The organism is uncultured Sulfitobacter sp. (genome assembly GCF_947499945.1).
Lineage (GTDB): Bacteria > Pseudomonadota > Alphaproteobacteria > Rhodobacterales > Rhodobacteraceae > Sulfitobacter.
Genome location: NZ_CANMQD010000001.1, coordinates 1,028,599 through 1,053,685 on the forward strand (window position 1 = coordinate 1,028,599; position 25,087 = coordinate 1,053,685).

At 54.7% G+C, this 25,087-nt stretch carries 17 protein-coding genes; 3 read left to right on the plus strand and 14 right to left on the minus strand.

Features of this window, described 5'->3' with window-relative positions:
* The first annotated feature begins 313 nt into the window (after positions 1 to 313).
* Positions 314 to 1,366: a fatty acid desaturase gene (locus tag Q0775_RS05110; RefSeq protein WP_298858278.1), complete on the plus strand. Its 1,053-nt coding sequence runs from the start codon at positions 314 to 316 to the stop codon at positions 1,364 to 1,366.
* Between the two features lie 598 nt (positions 1,367 to 1,964).
* Here Q0775_RS05110 and tuf read toward each other — a convergent pair.
* The 4 genes from tuf to rpsL all read right to left on the minus strand — a co-directional run bounded on the left by tuf (position 1,965) and on the right by rpsL (position 6,334).
* Entirely contained in the window at positions 1,965 to 3,140 is a 1,176-nt protein-coding gene (gene tuf / locus Q0775_RS05115) for an elongation factor Tu (protein ID WP_298858279.1), read from the minus strand.
* A 63-nt stretch (positions 3,141 to 3,203) separates the two neighbouring features.
* A complete protein-coding gene (gene fusA, locus Q0775_RS05120; protein WP_298858280.1) occupies positions 3,204 to 5,324 on the minus strand; it encodes an elongation factor G in 2,121 nt (706 codons plus the stop codon).
* A 74-nt stretch (positions 5,325 to 5,398) separates the two neighbouring features.
* On the minus strand, positions 5,399 to 5,869 hold the full coding sequence (rpsG, locus tag Q0775_RS05125; RefSeq protein WP_298858281.1) for a 30S ribosomal protein S7: 471 nt from the start codon (positions 5,867 to 5,869) through the stop codon (positions 5,399 to 5,401).
* Positions 5,870 to 5,962: 93 nt separating this feature from the next.
* Complete coding sequence (gene rpsL, locus Q0775_RS05130) at positions 5,963 to 6,334, minus strand: 30S ribosomal protein S12 (RefSeq protein ID WP_298858282.1); 372 nt, start codon at positions 6,332 to 6,334, stop codon at positions 5,963 to 5,965.
* A gap of 365 nt (positions 6,335 to 6,699) precedes the next feature.
* Between rpsL and Q0775_RS05135 the strand changes: the two genes are divergently transcribed.
* Both Q0775_RS05135 and Q0775_RS05140 read left to right on the plus strand, forming a co-directional pair.
* The gene (locus Q0775_RS05135; RefSeq protein WP_298858283.1) at positions 6,700 to 7,512 is read left to right on the plus strand and encodes a putative rhamnosyl transferase; all 813 of its coding nucleotides are present in this window, start codon (positions 6,700 to 6,702) and stop codon (positions 7,510 to 7,512) included.
* Positions 7,513 to 8,322, plus strand: coding sequence for a putative rhamnosyl transferase (locus Q0775_RS05140; RefSeq protein WP_298858284.1), 810 nt, complete (start codon positions 7,513 to 7,515; stop codon positions 8,320 to 8,322). It begins immediately after the preceding gene.
* Here the strand turns inward: Q0775_RS05140 and Q0775_RS05145 are convergent.
* From Q0775_RS05145 to Q0775_RS05190, 10 genes are all read right to left on the minus strand, one after another.
* The gene (locus Q0775_RS05145; RefSeq protein WP_298858285.1) at positions 8,311 to 9,177 is read right to left on the minus strand and encodes a DMT family transporter; all 867 of its coding nucleotides are present in this window, start codon (positions 9,175 to 9,177) and stop codon (positions 8,311 to 8,313) included. The genes Q0775_RS05140 and Q0775_RS05145 overlap by 12 nt on opposite strands.
* A gap of 194 nt (positions 9,178 to 9,371) precedes the next feature.
* A complete protein-coding gene (gene rpoC / locus Q0775_RS05150) occupies positions 9,372 to 13,622 on the minus strand; it encodes a DNA-directed RNA polymerase subunit beta' (protein WP_298858286.1) in 4,251 nt (1,416 codons plus the stop codon).
* A 94-nt stretch (positions 13,623 to 13,716) separates the two neighbouring features.
* Positions 13,717 to 17,856, minus strand: a complete 4,140-nt coding sequence (gene rpoB / locus Q0775_RS05155) for a DNA-directed RNA polymerase subunit beta (RefSeq protein WP_298858287.1) — start codon at positions 17,854 to 17,856, stop codon at positions 13,717 to 13,719.
* A gap of 1,226 nt (positions 17,857 to 19,082) precedes the next feature.
* Complete coding sequence (locus Q0775_RS05160; protein ID WP_298858288.1) at positions 19,083 to 19,499, minus strand: hypothetical protein; 417 nt, start codon at positions 19,497 to 19,499, stop codon at positions 19,083 to 19,085.
* Between the two features lie 179 nt (positions 19,500 to 19,678).
* Positions 19,679 to 20,050 carry a 50S ribosomal protein L7/L12 gene (gene rplL, locus Q0775_RS05165; protein ID WP_298858289.1) on the minus strand — a complete coding sequence of 124 codons (372 nt, stop codon included), beginning with the start codon at positions 20,048 to 20,050 and terminating at the stop codon, positions 19,679 to 19,681.
* A 79-nt stretch (positions 20,051 to 20,129) separates the two neighbouring features.
* Positions 20,130 to 20,642 carry a 50S ribosomal protein L10 gene (gene rplJ / locus Q0775_RS05170; RefSeq protein WP_298858290.1) on the minus strand — a complete coding sequence of 171 codons (513 nt, stop codon included), beginning with the start codon at positions 20,640 to 20,642 and terminating at the stop codon, positions 20,130 to 20,132.
* Between the two features lie 325 nt (positions 20,643 to 20,967).
* Positions 20,968 to 21,456, minus strand: a complete 489-nt coding sequence (locus Q0775_RS05175; RefSeq protein WP_298858291.1) for a hypothetical protein — start codon at positions 21,454 to 21,456, stop codon at positions 20,968 to 20,970.
* Between the two features lie 173 nt (positions 21,457 to 21,629).
* A complete protein-coding gene (gene rplA / locus Q0775_RS05180) occupies positions 21,630 to 22,328 on the minus strand; it encodes a 50S ribosomal protein L1 (protein ID WP_298858292.1) in 699 nt (232 codons plus the stop codon).
* A 1-nt stretch (position 22,329) separates the two neighbouring features.
* Positions 22,330 to 22,755, minus strand: coding sequence for a 50S ribosomal protein L11 (rplK, locus tag Q0775_RS05185; protein WP_298858293.1), 426 nt, complete (start codon positions 22,753 to 22,755; stop codon positions 22,330 to 22,332).
* A gap of 248 nt (positions 22,756 to 23,003) precedes the next feature.
* Positions 23,004 to 25,034 carry a TRAP transporter permease gene (locus tag Q0775_RS05190; protein WP_298858294.1) on the minus strand — a complete coding sequence of 677 codons (2,031 nt, stop codon included), beginning with the start codon at positions 25,032 to 25,034 and terminating at the stop codon, positions 23,004 to 23,006.
* Positions 25,035 to 25,087: the final 53 nt, after the last annotated feature.

A 25,087-nucleotide genomic window follows, 5' to 3' on the forward strand; every position in this document is an offset into this window, starting at 1 on the left:
AGGCCTGTAAATCGTGCGGATATTGAGTACAATGCTCCGCTTTTGAGCCGCCAATCGGCCCCAGCGTTAAAGACCTACCCGAAACACCCTGAAACCAAACAGATTTAGCTTGGGGTGGTGATATGCCGCAGAGGCCCGTAAGAGCGTTTATTGACCATCTTTCGGCGCTAAAACACCCAAAATCACACCAGAAACTCCCGAAAAGGCGCGGTATTTCACGCAGTCATAAAATCTTAGGGAACATAGCTTCATTATGTGTTGTTCAGCGGGGGCATTGGTTTATCAAGGCGACATTACTTACGAGAGCAGACGTATGAACCAGTATTCCGCCCACTTTGATCCCCTTGTGGACAAAACCATCGAACCAGCCCGTGCACGCGATTGGATCAAGTTACTTTCCAACTACCGCGAACCAAGCACATCGCGCAGCTTTTACGAGCTTGGCGTGACGCTTGGACCCTTCATCGCCCTCTGGGCGCTGGCTTGGTGGTCCCTTTCAATTAGCGCGTGGCTTACATTGGCCATCTCGCTGGTGAACGGCGCATTCATCTTGCGCCTTTTCGCGATCCAGCATGACTGTGGCCATGCATCGTTCTTCAAGAACCGCACGCTGAGCGATTGGGTCGGCCGAGTGATCGGCGTCCTGACACTAACGCCTTATGACGTCTGGCGCCGTGCCCATGCGATCCACCACAGCTCCTCTGGGAACCTGTCGCGCCGCGGTATTGGTGATGTGGATACCCTAACTGTTGCCGAATACGAAAAGCTGTCGCCTTATCGCCGCTTTCGCTATCGCCTGTATCGCCATCCTATCGTCCTGTTCGGTTTGGGACCTGGATACCTCTTCTTTCTCGATAACCGTCTGCCGTTTGGCATGATGGCGAAAGCGCGGTACTGGGTCAGCGCAATGGGCACCAATATCGCTATCATCGCAGCTCTATCGGTCATCTGGTATTTCGGTGGTCTGATGCCGATCCTGTTGATTTTTGTGCCGTCTACACTGCTTGCTGCAACGGCGGGTGTCTGGCTGTTCTATGTGCAGCACCAGTTCGAAACGACGCATTGGGAAGAAGAACCTGAGTGGGATATGCATGACGCGGCCCTGCAAGGCAGCTCGCACTATGTGATGCCTTCCGTGTTGCAATGGCTGACAGCAAACATAGGTATCCATCACATTCACCACCTTTATAGTCGCATCCCTTTTTACCGCCTGCCACAGGTCTTGAAGGATCATGAAGGTCTCGCAAAAATAAACCGTATGACAATTCGCGAAAGCATCGTAAACGCGCGATTACATCTGTGGGATGAGGACAGCAAGCGACTGCTGTCATTCGCAGAGGCAGAGGCTGCCATCGCTGCACGCTAACCCTACAAAAAAGGGAGCCACGGCACAAAAAAGGCTACACCCCGTAAAGGGTGCAGCCCTTTTGCATGGTGGACAGACCTTGTCACAGGCCAAATATAACATTCATTCTTGGGGAGCTGGTAAACGGGGGGTTAAAGCAAATAGCTTGGGATCGATGGACCATCCTAATCCGCGAACGCATCAAATTCTACCGTACGGCTGAAAGGATCGACACTTGCGCAGTTAAATTGAAAAGCACCGTCAGAATAGGTTTGAAGGCCCGACAACATCGCCAAAACTGACTGCGGCTGACGACATGTGCACCTTATGGGCATACCGTCTGTGTAAACGACAATGGAATGCTGAGCTGCTTTGGATTGTCTAAAGCTGTCTTGCCTAGTTGATCACATAATTGGCGCTTTCGGCCTCAAAGGAATCTGGGAGCGAAGCTGTTCTTATCTTTTCCCCCGCAAAAAAGCATCACATCGCCAGAATACAGAATACCGTCGCTATATTAATAATAGCGGTTAGAACTGCTGCTTTGGAATGACAAAGGCCCCTCCTTTCGGAGAGGCCTTTGCATTAACAGGTTCGCGTATTAGCCTTGCGGCCGATAGGCTTAGTCTGTGATTTTCGATACAACGCCCGCGCCAACGGTGCGGCCGCCTTCGCGGATCGCGAAGCGCAGACCCTGCTCCATCGCGATTGGGGCGATCAGCTCTACGTCGAACTTCAGGTTGTCACCTGGCATTACCATTTCCGTACCCTCGGGCAGGTTAACAGTGCCGGTCACATCCGTTGTACGGAAGTAGAACTGTGGACGGTAGTTCGCGAAAAATGGCGTGTGACGGCCACCTTCCTCTTTGGTGAGGATGTACGCTTCGGCTTCGAACTTGGTGTGTGGCAGGACGGACTTAGGTGCGCAAAGCACCTGACCGCGCTCAACACCTTCACGGTCGATACCGCGCAGCAATGCGCCGATGTTGTCGCCTGCCTCACCACGGTCCAGCAGCTTGCGGAACATTTCAACGCCTGTGCAGGTCGTTGTTTTGGTGTCGCGCAGACCAACGATTTCAATGCTGTCGCCAACGTTGATCACGCCACGCTCAACACGGCCCGTTACAACAGTACCACGACCAGAGATCGAGAATACGTCTTCCACAGGCATCAGGAACGGCTGATCTACAGCGCGTGCTGGTGTCGGGATATACTCGTCCACGGCTGCCATCAGCTTCTTGATGGACTCTTCGCCGATTTCGGGCTGTGTCCCGTTCATCGCGTGCAGAGCGGAACCAGGGATGATCGGGATATCATCGCCAGGGTACTCGTACTTGGAAAGCAACTCACGGATTTCCATCTCAACCAGCTCGAGCAGCTCTTCGTCGTCGACCTGGTCAACTTTGTTCATGTAAACAACCATGTACGGGATGCCAACCTGACGGCCGAGCAGGATGTGCTCACGCGTCTGTGGCATTGGGCCGTCTGCTGCGTTCACAACCAGGATCGCGCCGTCCATCTGTGCCGCACCGGTGATCATGTTCTTCACATAGTCAGCGTGGCCCGGGCAATCGACGTGCGCGTAGTGGCGTGCTTCGGTTTCGTACTCAACGTGCGCTGTGGAGATTGTGATACCGCGTGCTTTTTCCTCAGGCGCGCCGTCAATCTGGTCATAGGCTTTGAAGTCACCAAAATACTTGGTGATCGCAGCTGTCAGTGTCGTCTTACCGTGGTCAACGTGGCCGATTGTGCCGATGTTGACGTGCGGTTTGTTACGTTCAAACTTTTCCTTTGCCATGGTGTTGGCTCCTTAATGTTCAATGTGAGTTTGGCAGGCCCGCAGTGCTGCGGGCCGCCGTTGTTATGCGAATTTGGCTTGGATCTCGTCGGAGATGTTCTGTGGAACAGCCTCATAGTGGTCGAACTGCATGGAGAAGTTCGCACGACCAGAGGACATGGAACGCAGCGTGTTGATGTAGCCGAACATGTTCGCGAGAGGTACGAAACAGTCGATGGCAATCGCGTTACCGCGAGTGTCCTGCCCCTGTACCTGACCGCGACGCGATGTCAGATCGCCGATGATGCCGCCAGTGTATTCTTCTGGTGTGACAACTTCGACCTTCATGATCGGCTCAAGCATCTTGGCGCCCGCCTTTTTCATGCCTTCGCGCATACCCATACGAGCAGCGATTTCGAACGCCAGAACGGAGGAGTCAACATCGTGGAATTTACCGTCGATCAAGGCAACCTTGAAGTCGATGACGGGGAAGCCCGCGAGCGGACCGGAGTCCAGAACAGATTTGATGCCTTTTTCAACGCCCGGGATGTATTCCTTTGGAACAGCGCCACCGACGATGCGGGACTCAAACGAATACCCTTCGCCTGGCTCGGTCGGCATCAGAATCATCTTCACTTCGGCAAACTGACCGGAACCGCCGGACTGCTTCTTGTGGGTGTAGGTGATTTCTGCTTCGCGTGAGATGGTCTCACGGTAGGCAACCTGAGGCGCACCAATGTTGGCTTCGACTTTGAATTCACGCTTGAGACGGTCCACGAGGATGTCGAGGTGAAGTTCGCCCATGCCCTTCATGATCGTCTGACCGGATTCGAGGTCAGTCTCAACAGTGAAGGATGGATCCTCAGCAGCCAAACGCGCCAGACCTGTAGACATCTTCTCTTGGTCGGCCTTGGTCTTAGGCTCAACCGCAATCTCGATGACCGGTGTCGGGAAGGTCATAGTTTCCAGAACCACAGGATCAGCAACGGAACACAATGTGTCACCTGTTGTGGTGTCTTTCAGACCTGCAAGCGCAATGATGTCGCCCGCAAATGCTTCGGTGATTTCTTCACGGTCGATAGCGTGCATCATCATCATACGGCCAACACGCTCTTTTTTACCTTTGGTAGAGTTCAAGAGCGTGTCGCCCTTGTTCAACGTACCAGAGTAAATGCGTGTGAACGTCAACGAGCCCACGAAAGGGTCGTTCATGATTTTAAAGGCAAGACCAGAGAATGCCATGGCATCGTCCGCACGGCGCGGGATGTCACGTACTTCTTCTTCATCACCAGGTTTAAAGCCCATATAATCAACAACGTCCATCGGGGATGGCAGATAGTCGATTACAGCGTTGAGCAGAGGCTGAACGCCTTTGTTCTTGAACGCGGAGCCGCAGAGTACGGGGATGAACTTAATCGCCAGTGTGCCCTTACGGATCAGCTTGCGGAGAGTAGCGACGTCAGGCTCGGCGCCGTCCATCAAGTAGTTCTCCATGGCTTCATCGTCCATCTCAACCGCATTTTCGATCAAGTGCGCACGCCAGTGGTCGGCTTTCTCTTTTAGGCTTTCGCGGATCGGCTTTTTAACCCAGCTCGCGCCCAGATCTTCACCTTCCCAAACCCACTCTTCCATGGTGACGAGGTCAACCATGCCTTCCAGCTCGGTCTCGGAACCGATTGGAATTTGGATAGGAGCAGGTGTAGCGCCTGTACGGTCCTGAATCATCTTGACGCAGTTGTAGAAATCCGCGCCGATCTTATCCATTTTGTTCACGAACACGATACGCGGAACTTTATAACGGTCGGCCTGACGCCAGACTGTTTCTGTCTGCGGCTCAACTCCGGCGTTGGCGTCGAGAACGGTTACCGCGCCGTCAAGAACAGCCAAGGAACGCTCAACTTCAATGGTGAAGTCAACGTGACCGGGTGTGTCGATGATATTCATGCGGTGCTTGGCAGAATCGGCTTCTGTGCCGGTCTCCGTACGCTCCCAGAATGTCGTGGTCGCAGCGGAAGTAATTGTAATACCCCGTTCCTGCTCCTGCTCCATCCAGTCCATTGTCGCGGCGCCGTCATGCACTTCGCCAATGTTGTGGGATTTACCTGTATAGAACAGGATACGTTCGGAACATGTGGTCTTACCCGCATCGATATGCGCGATGATACCAAAGTTGCGGTACAGTTCGAGGGGATAGTCGCGTGCCATTTGAAAGCTTCCTCAGGAGTGTGCTTTGAAAAAGTTCAGGGGCCACGCGTATCGCGGCCCCGATCTTGAAAATCTTACCAGCGGTAGTGGCTGAATGCTTTGTTCGCGTCGGCCATTTTATGCGTGTCTTCACGCTTTTTAACGGCAGTACCACGGGACTGAACTGCGTCCATCAGCTCACCTGCGAGGCGCTCTTCCATGGTGTTTTCGTTGCGCGAACGTGCGGCTTTGATCAACCAGCGGATTGCCAATGCGACGCGACGCTCGGGGCGCACTTCAACTGGAACCTGATAGGTTGCACCACCGACGCGGCGCGAGCGCACTTCGACGGAGGGCTGGATATTCTCAAGCGCTTCGTGGAACACTTCGACAGGTGCGCGTTTGATCTTGGCTTCAACGCGGTCGAATGCGTTGTAAACAATCCGCTCGGCGACGGCTTTTTTGCCATCAACCATCAGGTTGTTCATGAATTTTGTCAGAACCAGATCACCGTATTTGGCGTCTGGCAGTACTTCGCGTTTTTCAGCGGCGTGGCGGCGTGACATCTAGTTGTCTTCCTCTTGGCGGGGTGCAGCGCGTGAGCGTGCATAGTGTCAGATTAGAGTGACCGGATGCGTACATCCGGCCAGATACGGGGCTTACTTCGGACGCTTGGCACCATACTTGGAGCGGCGCTGCTTACGATCTTTAACGCCTTGCGTATCGAGAACACCGCGAACGATGTGGTAGCGAACACCTGGAAGGTCTTTTACGCGGCCGCCACGGATCAGAACCACGGAGTGCTCCTGAAGGTTGTGGGACTCACCACCGATGTAGGAGATCACTTCGAAACCGTTGGTCAGGCGAACCTTCGCAACTTTCCGCATCGCGGAGTTCGGCTTCTTTGGTGTGGTTGTGTAAACGCGCGTACAAACGCCACGCTTCTGCGGGCATTCCTGCAGGTGCATGGACTTCGAGATTTTGCGTTTTGGCTGGCGCGGTTTGCGGATCAGCTGCTGAATTGTTGGCATTCCGGTTTTTTCCCCGTGTTGCGATCTTTTATGCAAAGGGGCGGACCCCCGTGCGGTGAATGGTATGCGGCATTCGTCATGCCGCGTTGTAAGAGCAGTTGGTCCAAAGCAATATGGCCGCAACGCTTCCGTACCGAGGTAAGCGAGGCGGCTATGCTAACAGAGGATCGGGCCAATTAAGGCGGCCTGGATCGTGACCACATGCGTTATGATATGCGCGGCAGGGGCGACCCCCATTAGCGAGATAACGGGCGTATACGCAGAGTCGCATGAGGTGTCAACAGGCCGGCATTTACCCACGCCCCTGCCCTTGCCAAAACCCCATCCTCTCCCGCATAGTTCGCCAAAAGCGTGTGAGGATAGCAGTGACACTCCAAGTACTCGGCCTGTGCCGATTTTCCTACCCTGCTATTGGCGGGTTTCAGGTGGATCACGAAACCATCCAGGAGCGCATCGCCTACCTCTATGATGATACACGGATAGAGGAGCGGTTCCAGCTGTTCGAGGCGGTGGCCCTACCCTCGCTTCGCGCGCAGACCGATCCCGATTTTGAGCTGATTATTGTGGTGGGCGACCAGATGCCTGCGCACAACCTTGCACGGCTCACTGCACTGATCGCGGATATGCCGCAAGCGCGTATCCATGCGGAGCCACCGCGCCCGCAGCGCGAAGTGATGAAGCAAATCCTCAACGCGGCTCGCCGCGATTTCTCACAGCCGTGTCTCCAGTTCCGTTTTGACGATGATGATGCCGTTGCTGTGGATTTTGTTGAGCGGTTGCGTAAGGCCGCCGCCGATTGCGAGGGTCTGACGAAGCAGCACAAGAGCGTCGCGTTTGATTGGAACAAGGGCTACATCGCGGAGTATGGTCCCAAGGGCGTCGCCGCGACCGAGATTTTCCGCCCCTTTGATGTGGCGGCCCTTGGCATGTGGGTCAAAGGGGACTGCCACCTCACCATCATGAATTTCGCCCACAACAAGATAAACCGCTTTATGCCCTCGGTAAGCTTTGACGAGCCGCGGATGTTTGTGCGCGGGCATAATGCGTCGAACGACAGCCGTCAGAAGCCTGTGAAGGTGGTCCCTGTTAAACCGCTGACCTATGAAGAGGCCGAGAAGTTTCGCAAACGCTTTGCCATTGATATCGACCATGTGCAGCGCGTGTTTAAAGGTGCCTGAATGAAGACTGTAGGGATCTGCCGTTTTTCATATCAGGGTAAGGGCGGCTTCAAGCTCGGCATTGATGACCCCCCTGCACTGGCAGCGTTCCTTTATGACGAGGCGCGGATGGAAGAGCGGTTCCGCCTGTTCGAAGCGATCACCCTGCCCTGCATTGCAGCCCAAACCGATCCTGATTTTACGTTTCTTATCGTGACGGGCAACTGGTTTCCCAAGCATTATCTGGAGCGGTTGAAAACTCTAACGGCAAGAATTTCGCAGTGCGTGATCAGGCAGTATCCCCCCCGGCCCCACCGTAAGATTATGGCGAAAGCAGTCAATGACTGGCGCGGGGCACCTGACAGCACCTGCCTCCAGTTCCGTCTTGATGATGATGACGCTATGGCGCTGAATTTTGTGGAGCGGTTCAAACAGACGGCCCATGACCTCAGCGCGATTACGGCGCAGCACAGCTCTGTCGCAGTGGATTTCAATCAGGGTTATGTCTTTACGGCGGGTGCGGCGGGCGTGAAACTCTGGCCTTACCACTATCCCTACTCCGCCATAGCGCTGGGAATGATCGTGCAGGCGGGCAGTGATGACACGATCATGAGCCATGGCCACCAAAACCTATGGAAGACCATGCCTACCCTCACGCTCACGGGCGAGGACATGATGATGCGGGGGCACAATGACTTCAATGACAGCCGCACGGAGGGGAAGGGCAACACCTTTGACTATCAGCCGATGGATGCCGAAAAAGCGGCCCACATCCGCGCCACCTTTGGCATTGATGACGCCCATGTGCGCGAGGTGTTTTCACGCCCTTGAGAGTTTACGCTCACGGTAGAAGGTGAAGAGGCCCGTACCCATCACGATGGCTGCTCCAAAAAAGGTGAGAGGTTTAGGCACTTCGTCGAAGATCAGAAAACCAATGATCATTGCGCCGATCAGCCCTGTGTACCTGAAGGGTGCGCTGAAAGAGACATCGCCCGTGCGCATAACCTGAATGCTGAAAAAATAACCAGTCAGGACAAAGACGGCAGAGCCGCAGATAAAGAGCGCTGACTGCCCGCTGACAGGTGCCCAGTCCTGCGTAAGAGAGGCGAGCCCTGCGGCGCACATCACAGCCACAGTTGTTCCAAGAGTCACGGTCATCCCCGGCACACCCGCAGAAAGGCGCCGTGTGATCAGATCGCGGGCAGTCACACATACCACAGCTGCCAATGCATAGAGCGACCAGACATTGAACCCCTCCGCACCTGGTCTGATGATGAGCATCACGCCAAAAAGCCCGATCCCGATGGCCAGCATCCTGCGCCAGCCCACAACCTCACGGTAGAACAGCGCGGACCCGAGAGTCACCGTAAGCGGAACCACCTGCATGATTGCATTGAGATTGCCTAAAGGCATGTTGAACAGGGCGCTGAGGAAAAAATAGGCCGTGATGATCTCGGTCAATCCCCGCAGGGCGATTAGCCCCTTGTCACGCCGCGCAACGGAAAACTGCAATGCTCCAAGCTGGTAAGCAAGAGCGAAAATCAGCAGCGTCGCCAGAATTCCACGTAAAAAGATAAGCTGGAACAAAGGGACAGCCCCACCTGTAAGCTTGAGAAACGTGTCGTTCATCACAAAGGCCGCCATAGAAGCCATCATCATCAGTGCGCCAGTGGTATTGGGAGACATGCCGGAAATTCCTCAAACTTCCACAACACTGTGCGATTGTTCGAGGGGGAGCAATCCATTGCAGTCACGCGCGGGCAAGAAATCACAGATTTCTTGGGCACAGACTTTTTGCAAAAGTCCGGCGTGCTCAAACAAAAGCCCCCGCAACCTGTTGGCTGCGGGGGCTTTTAGATTTCGCTTAGGTCAGCGCGCTATCAATCGCGGCTTTCCTCGTCAAAGCTTGGTGCTTGATCAAACACATCGCCACCGACAACATCATTCGCTGGAGCAACCGGTGCAGCAAGCGCTGCGGCCTTCTCCGCTTCAATCCGGCGCGCCTCAACGACAACGTTATCGCGGTCTGCTGCTACACGACGCATCTGTTGGGTTGCCCCACCAGTACCTGCAGGGATCAGACGACCCACGATCACGTTCTCTTTTAGACCAACCAATTTGTCGCGCTTACCTTGAACAGATGCCTCGGTGAGAACACGCGTAGTCTCTTGGAAGGACGCCGCAGAGATGAAGCTGCGGGTTTGCAGCGACGCTTTGGTGATGCCCAAGAGGATCGGCTCGCCTTTGGCGGGACGTCCACCTTTGGAGAGCGATTTCTCGTTGGCTGCGTCGAACTCTTGCTTGTCCACATGTTCGCCTTTGAGCAGCGTGGTGTCCCCAGATTCCTGGATTTCCCACTTTTGCAGCATCTGGCGCACGATGACTTCGATGTGTTTGTCGTTAATCTTCACACCTTGCAGACGGTAGACGTCCTGCACTTCGTCGATCATGTAATCCGCCAGCGCTTCAACACCCATAATGGCGAGAATATCATGCGGCGCAGGGTTGCCGTCCATGATGTAATCGCCCTTCTGCACGAAGTCGCCTTCGGCTACGGGGATGTGCTTACCTTTTGGCACCATGTATTCGACTTTGAAGTCCGGATCTTCCGAGCTCTCGATCGCGATGCGGCGCTTGTTCTTGTAGTCTTTGCCGTAGCGCACATAGCCGTCGATTTCCGCGATGATCGCGTGATCCTTGGGGCGACGTGCCTCAAAGAGTTCAGCAACCCGTGGCAAACCACCGGTAATGTCCTTGGTTTTGGAACCTTCGCGCGGAATACGGGCAATAACGTCACCCGCTTCAACTTCGGTACCATCCTCGACGGACATAACGGCGTCCACAGACATCGGATAGGTGATCGGGTTGCCAGCTGTATTGCGCAGTGGTTCGCCGTCTTTATCCTGCAGAATGATCTCTGGCTTAAGCTCGTTACCCTTCGCAGCAGAACGCCAGTCGATGACGATCTTCTGGGTCATACCAGTCGCATCATCGGTCTCGTCTTTGACAGAAATGCCAGAGATAAGGTCGACATGCTTGATCGTACCGGAAGCTTCGGCAATCATTGGCAGTGTGTAGGGGTCCCATTCGTACAGTTTGTCGCCGCGAACGATATCTTGCCCCTCTTTGACAAACAGCTTGGTACCGTAGCCCACTTTGTGGCTTGCGCGCTCATCACCATTTTCGTCGATGATGAGCATCTTCATGTTACGGCCCATGACCATGGTTTCATCAGACGAGTTTTGCAGCGTGTTGCTGTTCTCGAAGCGGATTTTACCGGACTGACCCGCTTCCTGGAACGACTGCTGGCCACCTTGGGCAACGCCGCCGATGTGGAACGTCCGCATCGTCAGCTGTGTACCCGGCTCGCCGATGGATTGTGCCGCGATGATGCCGACGGCCTCACCTTGGTTCACCAGTGTACCGCGTGCGAGGTCACGACCGTAGCACTGAGCACAAACGCCCTCTTCCGCTTCACATGTAAGCGGTGAGCGGATGCGTGCAGATGCAACGCCAGCTTCGTCGATGATGTCAGCCAAACGCTCGTCGATGATCGTACCATTTGTGACCAGCACTTCGTCTGTGCCCGGACGCATCAGGTCTTCTGCAACCACACGACCCAACAGACGCTCGGCAAGTGAGGAGACAACTTCACCATCGTTCACAGCCGCAGTCGCAGTGATCGCAACATCAGTACCGCAATCATGCATGCGCACGATACAATCCTGTGCCACGTCCACCAGACGGCGTGTCAGATAGCCCGAGTTCGCAGTCTTCAAAGCCGTATCCGACAGACCCTTACGGGCACCGTGGGTAGAGTTGAAGTACTCAAGTACGGTCAGACCTTCCTTAAAGTTCGAGATGATCGGTGTCTCGATGATGTCGCCGTTCGGCTTGGCCATCAGGCCGCGCATGCCGCCCAACTGTTTCATCTGGGTAACCGAGCCACGCGCACCCGAGTGCGCCATCATGTACACGGAGTTCGGCTCATTCTCGGAACCGTTCTCAGCGTATGTGGTGTCGGAAATCGAACCCATCATCGCGTCGGTGACTTTGTCGTTACACTTTGACCAAGCATCGACAACTTTGTTGTACTTTTCACCCTGAGTGATCAGGCCGTCCATGTACTGCTGTTCAAAGTCTTTCACTTGGTCGCGTGTTTCTTCAACCAGTGGCCACTTGCTGTCAGGGATCAGCATGTCGTCTTTACCAAACGAGATGCCTGCCTTGAATGCTTCGCGGAAACCCATTGTCATGATCTGGTCACAGAAGATGACGGATTCTTTTTGGCCACAGTAACGGTAAACCGTATCGATGACCTGCTGCACTTCTTTCTTGCGCAGCAAACGGTTGACGAGGTCAAACGGTGCTTTTGCATTCAGCGGCAGAAGCGCGCCCAACAGTACACGACCCGGAGTGGTGTCAAAGCGAACGTCGATCTCGTTGCCTTCGGCATCGATCTGTTTGATCCGCGATTTGATCTTGGCGTGCAGGTGCACTTCGCCAGAGTCCAGCGCATGCTGTACTTCGTTAACGTTGCCAAAGACTTTACCCTGACCAACCATGCCTTCACGCTCGAGGGTCACATAGTAGAGACCCAAGATCATATCCTGTGATGGAACAATGATCGGTGCGCCGTTTGCAGGCGACAGAACGTTGTTGGTGGACATCATCAGAACACGTGCTTCAAGCTGGGCTTCCAGCGAGAGGGGCACGTGAACAGCCATTTGGTCGCCGTCAAAGTCAGCGTTGAAGGCGGAACAGACGAGCGGGTGCAGCTGGATGGCTTTACCTTCAATCAACACCGGCTCGAACGCCTGAATGCCAAGACGGTGCAATGTAGGCGCACGGTTCAGCATGACTGGGTGCTCGCGGATAACTTCGTCGAGGATGTCCCACACTTCGGGACGCTCTTTTTCAACGAGCTTCTTGGCTTGCTTGACCGTCGAGGAAAGGCCTTTGGCTTCAAGACGCGAGTAGATGAACGGCTTGAACAGTTCCAAGGCCATCTTTTTCGGCAAACCACACTGGTGCAGCTTGAGCTCTGGACCTGTCACAATTACGGAACGGCCCGAGAAGTCGACGCGCTTACCCAAAAGGTTCTGACGGAAGCGGCCTTGCTTACCCTTGAGCATATCGGAGAGTGATTTCAACGGACGCTTGTTGGCACCCGTGATCACACGCCCACGACGGCCGTTGTCGAACAGCGCATCCACAGATTCCTGCAACATCCGCTTTTCGTTACGCACGATGATATCGGGCGCACGCAGCTCGATCAGACGCTTGAGACGGTTGTTACGGTTGATCACGCGGCGATACAGATCGTTGAGGTCGGAAGTCGCAAAGCGGCCACCATCGAGTGGAACCAGTGGGCGCAGTTCTGGCGGGATCACGGGGATCACTGTCAGAACCATCCACTCGGGGCGGTTGCCGGACTCGAGGAAGGACTCAACAACCTTAAGGCGCTTGATGATCTTCTTCGGCTTCAATTCACCTGTGGCTTCTTTGAGCTCTTCGCGCAGCTGGTCAGCTTCTGCTTCGAGGTCAATTGCGGCCAGCATTTCGCGGATCGCTTCGGCACCGATGTTCGCAGTAAATGCGTCCATGCCATAGGCGTCTTGGGCGTCCATAAACTCTTCTTCGGTCATCATCTGACCGTAGGTGAGATCTGTCAGGCCCGGCTCGATCACAACGTAGTTCTCGAAGTAGAGAACCCGCTCAAGATCGCGCAGCGTCATGTCGAGCATGAGGCCGATCCGGCTTGGCAGTGATTTCAGGAACCAGATGTGCGCAACTGGGGAGGCCAGCTCGATGTGGCCCATCCGCTCACGGCGGACTTTTTGCAGCGTAACTTCCACACCGCATTTTTCGCAGACAACACCGCGATATTTCATACGCTTGTATTTGCCGCACAGACATTCGTAGTCTTTGATCGGGCCAAAGATACGCGCACAGAACAGACCGTCACGCTCAGGCTTGAACGTGCGGTAGTTGATGGTTTCGGGCTTCTTGATCTCACCGAAGGACCACGACAGGATACGCTCTGGCGAGGCCAGAGATACCTTGATTTCGTCAAACGTCTTGGTAGGCGCGACGGGATTAAACGGGTTGTTTGTAAGTTCTTGGTTCATTGGATGTCCTTAGATTTATTCTCGAAAGCGGGGGAGAGAGGGTCCGGCAACCGCCAAGGCCGCCGGACTGGAATATCTAAATTCCAGCGTTGCCCTACTCTTCATCCTCCGCATCCAGGAGTTCCATGTTGAGACCCAGTCCGCGGACCTCTTTGACCAGAACGTTGAACGATTCAGGGATACCTGCCTCGAAGTTGTCCTCGCCTTTGACGATGCTCTCGTACACTTTTGTACGGCCAGCGACGTCATCCGATTTTACAGTCAGCATTTCCTGCAAGGTGTATGCAGCGCCGTAGGCTTCAAGTGCCCAGACCTCCATCTCACCAAAGCGCTGACCACCGAACTGTGCTTTACCGCCCAATGGCTGCTGGGTGACCAGCGAATATGGACCGGTAGAGCGCGCGTGGATTTTGTCGTCCACAAGGTGGTGCAGCTTGAGCAGGTATTTCACGCCAACAGTAACCTTGCGGCTGAACTGCTCGCCTGTGCGACCATCAAACAGGACCGACTGACCAGATGTGTCAAAGCCCGCACGTGCAAGGCTGTCGTTCACATCCGCTTCCTTCGCGCCGTCAAAGACGGGCGTCGCAATCGGCACACCACTGGTGACGTTCCCTGCTGCTTCCAGCAGATCATCCTCGTCCATGCCTGCGATGCCTTCGTCGTAGACATCGTCGCCATAAGCCAGCTTCATCGCTTCACGCACAGGGGTCATATCGCCGGAGCGCTTATACTCTTGCAGCGCCTCGTCGATGTTGATGCCCAGACCGCGTGCGGCCCAGCCCATGTGTGTCTCGAGGATCTGACCAACGTTCATACGCGACGGAACGCCAAGCGGGTTCAGACAGAAGTCGACAGGTGTACCATCCTCAAGGAACGGCATGTCTTCCATCGGTACAACCTTGGAAATAACGCCCTTGTTACCGTGACGACCAGCCATTTTATCACCAGGCTGAAGCTTACGCTTAACCGCGACGAATACTTTGACCATCTTCATCACGCCTGGGGGCAGATCATCGCCACGGCGTACTTTCTCGACTTTGTCCTCAAAGCGCGCATCCAAGGTCCGTTTCTGGATCTCGTACTGCTCGTTCAAGGCTTCGACGATCTTGGCGTCATCCTCGTCTTCGAGGGCCAACTGCCACCACTGACCGCGTGTCAGAACTTCGTCCAGTGTCTCTTCTGTGATCTGGCTTCCGGGCTTTACGCCTTTGGGGCCTTTAACAGCCGTCTTACCAAGGATCATCTCACGCAGACGGGCATAGATGTTGCGATCCAGAATGCCGAGCTCATCGTCGCGGTCACGGGCCAGACGTTCGACCTCTTCACGCTCAATCTGCAGGGCACGTTCATCTTTTTCAACGCCATGGCGGTTGAAAACACGAACTTCGACAACTGTACCAAAATCACCCGGCTTTACGCGCAAGGAGGTGTCACGCACGTCAGAAGCTTTCTCACCAAAGATAGCGCGGAGGAGTTTCTCTTCCGGCGTCATCGGGCTTTCGCCTTTTGGTGTGATCTTACCGACCAGAATGTCACCCGGCTCTACGTCCGCGCCGATATACACGATGCCAGCCTCGTCGAGATTGCGCAGTGCTTCTTCGCCAACGTTTGGAATATCGCGTGTGATTTCCTCTGGGCCAAGCTTTGTATCACGGGCGGCGACTTCGAATTCTTCGATGTGGATCGAAGTGAAGACGTCGTCACGCGAGACGCGCTCGGAGATCAGGATGGAGTCCTCATAGTTGTAACCGTTCCAAGGCATAAACGCGACGACTACGTTTTTACCAAGGGCCAGCTCACCCATGTCTGTGGACGGACCGTCCGCGATGACCTGACCTTTGATAACCGTCTCGCCTACTTGAACCAGTGGACGCTGGTTGATGCAGGTATTCTGGTTGGACCGCTGGAATTTGCGCATGCGGTAGATGTCTACGCCTGCATCGCCCAGCTCAAGGTCTTCGGTCGCGCGGATAACGATACGTGTTGCGTCCACTTGGTCGATCACGCCTGCGCGTTTCGCCATGTAAGCCGCACCAGAGTCGCGTGCCACAACTTCTTCAATGCCCGTACCAACAAGTGGTGCCTCCGCTTGCAGAAGTGGAACCGCCTGACGTTGCATGTTCGAGCCCATCAAGGCTCTGTTCGCATCGTCATTCTCAAGGAACGGGATCAAGGAGGCCGCTACGGACACCAACTGCTTTGGTGAGACGTCGATCAGGTCCACGTTCATGGAAGGCGACAGTGTGTAGTCGCCCGATTTCCGTGTGGAGACCAGATCATTCACGAACTTCATATTCTCGTCGAGGTTCGCGTTAGCCTGAGCTACGGTGTGACGCATCTCTTCGGTCGCTGACATGTACTGGACTTCGTCCGATACAATACCGTCCTTCACCTTGCGGTACGGCGTTTCGATAAAGCCGTATTTGTTCACGCGAGCAAAAGTTGCCAGCGAGTTGATAAGACCAATGTTCGGACCTTCGGGCGTTTCAATCGGACACATCCGGCCATAGTGAGTCGGGTGGACGTCACGTACTTCGAAACCGGCACGCTCACGCGTCAAACCACCTGGTCCAAGCGCTGAAAGGCGACGCTTGTGCGTGACCTCGGACAGCGGGTTGGTTTGGTCCATAAACTGCGACAGCTGCGAGGAGCCGAAGAATTCGCGCACCGCAGCAGCCGCTGGTTTCGCGTTGATCAGGTCTTGTGGCATGACAGTGTCGATCTCGACGGAGGACATCCGCTCCTTGATCGCGCGCTCCATGCGGAGCAGGCCAACGCGGTACTGGTTTTCCATCAATTCACCGACAGAACGCACACGGCGGTTGCCGAGGTGGTCAATGTCGTCGATGTCGCCACGGCCATCACGCAGATCGACCAATGCTTTGATACATTTTACGATATCGTCACGGTCCAGCGTACGCTGGGTGTCTACTTTGTCGAGTGCGAGACGCATGTTCATCTTCACGCGACCAACAGCGGACAGGTCATAGCGCTCGCCATCAAAGAAGAGCGTGTCGAACAGGTTCGAAGCGGCCTCGACTGTGGGTGGCTCACCCGGACGCATCACGCGGTAGATGTCCATGAGCGCGGTGTCGCGGTTCATGTTCTTGTCAGCCGCCATGGTGTTGCGCATGTAGGGCCCAACATTGACGTTATCGATGTCCAAGAGTGGGATCTCGGTAATGCCCGCATCGACCAGCTCTTTTGCAGTGCCGCCGATGAGCGTGCCGTCTTTGTCATACTCCAGCGTCATCTCGTCACCGGCTTCGACGTAAATCGCGCCAGTTTCTTCGTTGATGATGTCTTTGGAGACGAACTTGCCTTCGATGTGGTCAAATGGGACCAACAATTCGGTCACTTCGCCTGCGTCTATCAACTGCTTGACCGCGCGTGGAGTGACTTTCTTGCCTTGCTCGAACAGCACTTCGCCGCTTGTTGCATCGACGATGTCATAGGTCGGGCGGGTGCCCCGAACCCGCTCGGGGAAGAACGGTGCGATCCAGCCTTTGCCAGCCTCGAGACGGTAGGTCACTGTGTTGTAATAGGCATCCATGATCGCTTCTTGATCAAGGCCCAAGGAATACAGCAGCGTGGTCACAGGCAACTTACGACGACGGTCGATGCGTGCGAATACGATGTCCTTTGCGTCGAATTCAAAGTCGAGCCATGAGCCACGGTACGGGATAATACGGCAAGCAAAAAGAAGCTTACCGGAGGAGTGCGTCTTGCCCTTGTCGTGGTCAAAGAACACACCGGGTGAGCGGTGCATCTGGGACACGATTACTCGCTCGGTACCGTTCACAACAAACGTTCCGTTCGGTGTCATCAGGGGCATGTCGCCCATGAACACATCCTGCTCTTTGATATCCTTAACAGACTTGGCGCCTGTATCCTCATCAATATCAAACACGATAAGACGGAGCGTTACCTTGAGCGGCGCGGAGTAGGTCATGTCGCGCTGCTGGCATTCCTCAACGTCATATTTCGGCTTCTCAAGCTCGTATTTCACGTACTCGAGAATGGATGTCTCGTTGAAATCCTTGATCGGGAAAACCGACTGGAACACACCCTGGATGCCATCACCATCGGTGGGCGTCTCGGCATCGCCGGAATTCAGGAACAGATCGTAGGAAGATTTTTGAACCTCGATGAGGTTCGGCATTTCCAGCACTTCGCGGATTTTGCCATAATATTTACGTAGACGCTTCTGGCCAAGGAAGGATTGTGCCATATGTCGTGTCACCTTTCGTGTCTCTTGCCGACTGCGCCATCACCGGGGACGTGATGCACAGCCATAAGAGCGGCTAAGTCCGGTCTATGCTGGAGCGCGTCCCACCGCACCCCTTCCGACCTGTGGACCTCTCCAAAAAGACGCTTTGGTTCAACAAGCGCCTGTTAAGACAGGTTTTTCGCAATATCTGACCTGCCCCCTCCGCGTGACGTAGATATGTCAAAAGGGGTGTGCAGGTCTCCTGATGGTGCGACAGAAAAAACGGGTCTCGAATCATCGAAGCCCGTGTGAAAGGTTCAAATAGGATGGAGCGGGTCGGAAGGCAAGGGGTTCGCGTGTCTGAAAGATCACCATGCAGACCAAGACGCGGTAAAAGCCTGCTTGCAACACCCCAGCTGCCCAAGCCCTCTTATGCTTCTAGCCAGCCACGCAATTCCGAAGGCGCTTTGAGCTATTCCCAGTCCGAGGCCCCCACTCAGATATGATCATAATCGTCAAAGCATCACTTGACCCACTCCGCTGCCTGGACCCTTTGAGCAAAATTCGGCGATCGCCACTAGAGAGATTAGGTCCAGACCGGCGTGAATATGACCAACCTCGACGCTCAAATCCTGCCCGAGTCTGAGCGAAATGAGATTTATATCCGCCACCCAGCTTTAAGTTATAGATCCTGCATATGCAGTTCGCTTTAAAAGAAACTGAGGTCCTTGGCTGGCTCGACCCGTTTAACGCAAATTTAGCTGAAAGAGTTCCTGCCGAACCTTCGGGGAAAGTACGCACGAAACCACTACCTACTTTTTTGAGACCCCCACCTGCCCGTGGCCGTTTACCAGCCAAAAAATCAATGCAAACCCCGACAGCGGCGTCAATTGCAGCTGGCAATGATTGGGGCATGTTTTCGCGCGCATCAAGATCACGAGGAAAGCAAAGCGCCGACGCCAAAACAACAATGATCACCGTTCGAAGCATATTGATAACCCTCTCAAGAAAACTAGAATTGCCGTCGCTGAAAGCATAACCGTTCTGGTTTCACGTGGGAAAGCAAACTTGGACTTAAAGCGGCCTTCGCCAGAATAGATGATCCCGCTCAACAGACTCGACGGCTACCGTTCAGCTCTGCACAGGGTAGAGGCGCAACAGCGCGTGCATCCCTCGTTTACGATTACCCACGTCTTTGACGTCCCGCAAAATCGCGCGACCAGAGCACGTACGCAACAATCGCTTGCCTACGAACGGTCCGCAATCGGCCCAATCTCGTCAATCGGACCCTGAAGCAACTTACCGCCGACCGTTGCTGTAACACGTGCCGTTCCCGTAACTTTGTTCCGGGTAAATCCGGCAGTTCCTTCGGCGAAACGATTGCCTGCGGCACAAGTCGCATTGAAAGTAGTTCTGCCTTCAGAGCCGGGCGCCTCCTGAAACGCACCCAAACGTCCGCCTTTGCAGGCATCGCGTCCCACCGTAGTACGGACTTCCCCTGCACTATAACTGGCAGAGTGATAACGGCCATTTATGCCTGTATCTTTGGCTACAAAGCCCAAAAGCCCCGGTGACGCAGGCGCATCCGAACCACCACCGCCGCATGCAGACAAAACGAGACCTGCTGCAATCAGCAGCCCCAATTTAGGGAACGAAACAACCATGCCAATACTCCTATGCGCAATGTCACCTTTGTTACGAGAAAGAGACACGCGTTTCAATGTGTCAAAACATGACTAACAGCGGTTTTCACTCGACTACAAAACAAAAACGGCGACCCGTTTTAGGGCCGCCGTTTCTATACACCACAGAACGGGAGTTCATCCCGTCATTGGCAAAAGGCTTACGCCAGTTCGACTTCTGCGCCAGCTGCTTCCAGCTTGGCTTTGACGTCTTCGGCTTCGGCTTTGTCGACGCCTTCTTTGATTTTGCCACCGGCCTCAACGAGGTCTTTGGCTTCTTTCAGGCCAAGGCCCGTGATGCCGCGAACTTCTTTGATCACGTTGATTTTGGATGCGCCGGCGTTCTTCAGAACGACGTCGAATTCAGTCTTCTCCTCAGCAGCAGCTGCACCGTCTGCAGGGCCCGCCATCATGACTGCGCCACCGGCTGCAGGCTCGATGCCGTACTCGTCTTTGAGGATTGTTTTCAGTTCTTGTGCTTCAAGCAGTGTCAGACCTACGATGTCTTCTGCCAGTTTTTTCAGATCAGCCATGTTTTAGCTCTTTCCGTTAACGATATGTGTGTTCCAACGTGTAGTTTCAACTAGCACGCCGATTTGACGATATTGTCGCTTACGCAGCCTTGTCTTCGATTGTTGACAAGATAGATGCGATGTTGCTTGCAGGTGCGCCAATGGCGCCAGCGATGTTGGAAGCAGGTGCGCCCAGCATGCCCGCGATCGTGGAGATAAGCTCCTCGCGCGAAGGCATTTTGGACACGGCTTCTACACCGGCGACGTCCAACGCATTCTCACCCATGGCGCCGCCGAGAATAACCAACTTGGGGTTCTCTTTGGCAAATTCCTGAGCAACCTTAGCCGCAGCTACTGGATCCTCAGAATAGGTCAGAACGGTCATACCCGTCAGAAGGTTAGCAATGCTTGCACATGGCTTGCCCTCAAGGGCGATCTTGGCGAGCCTGTTTTTGGCAACACGCACAGACCCACCCGCAGCGGTTGCCCGCGCACGTAGATCCTGCATTTCAGCAACTGTCAGACCGACGTAATGGCTTACCACTACAACGCCAGAGCTTTCAAAGATTTCGCCGAGTTCATCGACGAGCTGTTCTTTTTGTGCTCTATCCACAGTTTCTCTCCAATTTATTCGGAGGGGTGACCCACCGAGGCTCATTTAGCTGGGCAGTTTGCCCAACGTCGGGTCCTTACGGGTCCTTCCCAAGATCATCCGAGAGCGTGCTCACGAAATCTCACAGTCATTCCCCATCTCAGGCAGGAATTATGGACCGAATTCCCAGTCCACCCGCCATCTCGGACGAAGCGCAAAAAGCGCACGACGAATCGTGCGCTGTGATGCAAGTGTTCAATTAGTCCTAATGCAGAGGAAAGCCAAGGGTGAAACTTGGCTTCGCACAATTGTCGCACAAGTGCCCTTGCGGCCTTTTTGGTCCCATTCAGGGAATCAGCATGTCTGAACGGTCAATAGTCACCGATTTCACCGTAAGATCGTCCAGCAGAATATCCATGCGTACTGACTGCACGCTTCCCAACTCATAACGCCGGAAAGCCAACAGCGGCTCGTCATCAATCAGCACATTTGGCTGTTGAAACTTCATGTGACACTCGGGCATCTGCAAAACCTGAAGCGGCTCACCGTTTATCGAGAACTTCGCTGCAATCAACCCGCACCGCCAGCTCAGGATATGGGAAAAATACACCAGATCCTGCCCGTCATATTCCCGAACTGCCAGCCAATTGGCTTTGGTCATCTCAAGAATGGGACCTACCTCAGCAGCAGTTGTGAACTTTCCCAATGGGGTTTGATCCTCTGGCGATAGGCCCACCAGATCAAAGCTGTCGGCGGCAGGCATTTCTGAACTGCTTTGTGCCAAAACGCTGCTTGCGCTCAAAAACACTGAAAGGATGAGAAATTTCGCCTTCATATTATATCTCCAGACTACCAACCGCTAAAAATACCTTCTCACCAGTATATCATTAACGGTGGTTTCTTGAGACCCCAACTTATCAAATGTCGTACTTTCCGCATAAGCGAACGTTCTAAAACGAAAAAGGGCGCTCCATTGAAGCGCCCTTCCTCAAATCTAACATTCCGATCTTACTCGGAAACAGCCTTATCTACTGATACAGTCACGCCCGGGCCCATGGAGGAGCTGAGTGCGATCTTCTGCATGTAGGAGCCTTTGGCGCCCGCTGGCTTGGCTTTTGCAACGGCACCGATGAAGGCGCGGATGTTTTCAACCAATTTGGCTTCGTCAAAGGATGCTTTGCCAACGCCTGCATGGACGACACCGCCCTTTTCAGCTTTGAACTGCACTTCGCCGCCTTTGGCTGCTTTTACAGCTGCGGCTACGTCCATTGTCACTGTACCGACTTTTGGGTTCGGCATCAGATTACGTGGACCAAGTACTTTACCAAGACGACCAACGACGGGCATCATGTCAGGTGTGGCGATGCAACGGTCAAAGTCGATCTTGCCGCCTTGAACGATTTCCATCAGGTCCTCGGCGCCAACGATATCGGCACCAGCTTCTTTTGCTTCATCGGCTTTCGGGCCGCGTGCGAATACCGCCACGCGAACGTCTTTGCCTGTACCGTTTGGCAGGCCCACAACGCCGCGAACCATCTGGTCAGCGTGACGTGGATCGATGCCGAGGTTCATGGCGATTTCAACGGTCTCGTCAAACTTTGTGTTCGAATTGCCTTTGATCAGCGCCACAGCTTCTTCAATTGTGAGGTTCTCTTTGCCAGCGAATGCTTCGCGTGCGGCGCGGATACGTTTTCCAAGCTTAGCCATATTACTTAACCTCGATGCCCATGGACTTTGCGGAGCCCAAAATGATTTTCATTGCTGCTTCCACGTCGTTCGCGGAGAGGTCGACCATCTTGGCTTCTGCGATCTCGCGCAGTTGCTTTGGAGTGATGGAACCAACAGTTTCACGTGACGGCGTTTTCGCGCCGGAGTTCACTTTGGCAGCTTTCTTCAGGAAGTAAGACGCAGGTGGCGTCTTGATGTCCATGGTAAAGGACTTGTCCTGATAGTAGCTGATGACGGTCGGGCATGGTGCGCCCGGCTCGAGGTCTGCTGTCTTGGCGTTGAACGCTTTACAGAATTCCATGATGTTAATGCCGCGCTGACCCAATGCTGGACCGACTGGCGGGGACGGGTTTGCTTGACCCGCTTTAACTTGCAACTTCATCGTGCCGACGAGTTTCTTGGCCATTGGCCTTCTCCTTTTTCAACACCCTCGGGACGCGACCCTCGGGATATGTGTTGCGTGGTAATGGTCCGGATGCCGCGGCACCCTCGCCTCCCACGTGAATGAGTCGCCCCTTGGGGCAACTCCGGTCGCATAGCGCATGTCGGTCAGACAATGCAAGCAATGCTTAGGGCAACGCTGGAAATATGGCGTCTTCGCCCACTGCACCGAACTGCAGGAATGTCCTGTATCGAGTCAAAGGGCCCGTAGTATCAATGCGCGGTCTGTTTCGTCCGTCTCAATTGAAGCACCAAGATTGGCACCATAAGCACGAGACCAATAGCCATCGTGAGCAACCCCGGTGCGATGAATAAGAAAGATACCACAGCGACCCACCACCGCTCCCACGTTTTAAGCGTCGCGAGCAGGTATCCTGAAAAGGCAACGCCGAGGCTGGCGATCCCAAGCATTGCGCCAGCGAGAGTGATGGTAAACGCCATCCAGGTGAAGCCGTTTGCAACCAAAAGCAGCGCTGGCGAATAGACAAAAACAAACGGCACGAGCGCCTTTGCGATCCCCAAACGGAAGGCCGTATTCCCCGTCTCGAACGGGTTTGATCCTGCGATGCCTGCGGCAGCGTAGGCAGCAAGGGCCACTGGTGGTGTGATGTCAGCCAGCACACCGTAATAGAACACAAAGAAATGCGCGACAATTGGCTCTACTTGAAGCTGCGCCAAGGCAGGTGCCGCAACGGCGACGAGGATGATGTAGGTGGCGGTCGTCGGGATACCCGCGCCCATGATGATACACGACACCGCAATCAGGATGAGCGAGACGAACAAGGCCCATTGGGTCACCGTGAAGAAGCTCAGAACTGGGAGGGTGCTGAGGAACGTACCGATGTCCGTGGCCGTTTGCACCACAACATATCCAAGGCGGAAACCGACCCCTGTCAGCGTCACAACACCAACCACAATGCCGACAGTTGCAGCAGCAGCGCCAACCGCAAGGGTGTTTCGTGCGCCGACAGCGAGACTCTCCCACAGCCCTTTGATGGTGAGGCGGTGGTTAGGATTCAGAAAGCCGACAACAACACAAGCGATGATCCCGTAAACAGCAGCAAAGTCAGGAGTCTTACCCGACAGGATCAGGTAAACCAGAATGACCAGAGGAATGATGCTCAACCATTGGTCTTTGAGAACGACACCCAGCTTGGGCAGCTCCTCTTTCGTCAGTCCGCGCAGCCCCAGTTTCTTCGCCTCGAGGTGCACCATAATGAAAATACCAAAGTAGTGCAGCAAGGCAGGGAACAAAGCCGCCGCCAGCACATCGCGTAACGGGATCTCCAGATACTCGACCATGATAAAGGCGGCCGCCCCCAAGATCGGCGGCGTGATCTGACCGCCCGTTGAAGCTGTCGCCTCAACCGCCGCGGCGAATTTGGCAGGGTACCCCACGCGCTTCATCGTGGGAATCGTCAGCGCACCTGTGGTCACCGTATTAGCAATGGACGAGCCGGATATCGTCCCCATAAACGCGCTGGAAAAAATCGAAACCTTGGCAGGCCCGCCCGCATAGCGCCCCGCTATCACCATCGAGAGATCAATGAACAGCTGCCCCAAACCCACGCGCATCGCCAGCGCACCGAACAACACGAACAGGAACACATATTGCGCCATAACGCCCAGCGCGATGCCGTAGATGCCTTGATTCGTCATATAAAGGTGGTTGATAATGCCAAGCCAGCTTGACCCGCCATGCTTGAGCGCGCCGGGCATGTAGGGCCCAAAATAGGCGAAGGCGATGAAGCACAGGCCAATGATGGGCAGCGTCGGCCCAACCGAGCGGCGCGTGGCCTCCAGCACCAGCAGCAGCAGCGCCGTTCCCATAAAGATGTCGGACCCCGCAGGATTTCCCACACGTTGTGAGACGATCTCGGGCGGCAGCAGCGGCAGATACATCGCGGCGGCAACACCCAGCAGGGCAAGCGCCATGTCGATCAGCGGCACACCGTCAAAACGGTACCATGCACGCGGCGGCAGAACGGGGTCGGTCTTGCGCAGGCCAAACAGCAAAAACACAAGGCCCAGCACAAAGGACAGGTGGATACCGCGGTGCAAAAGCTCGCGGATCAGGCCAAAGCCAGAGGCGTAAAAATGATAGATGGACATGGCGACCAAGAAGCCTGAGATCGCAAAACCCAACGTCTTACCCGTCGGGCGAAACGCGGTTTCGGGGTCATACTTCCGCTCGATCTCGGCCAGCTGTTCAGGAGTCAATTTGGGTATGCTGTTAGCGGCCATGAGGATCGTCCATGTGTTGGAGAAATAGAAATGTCGGGCGCAAATGCAGCGCC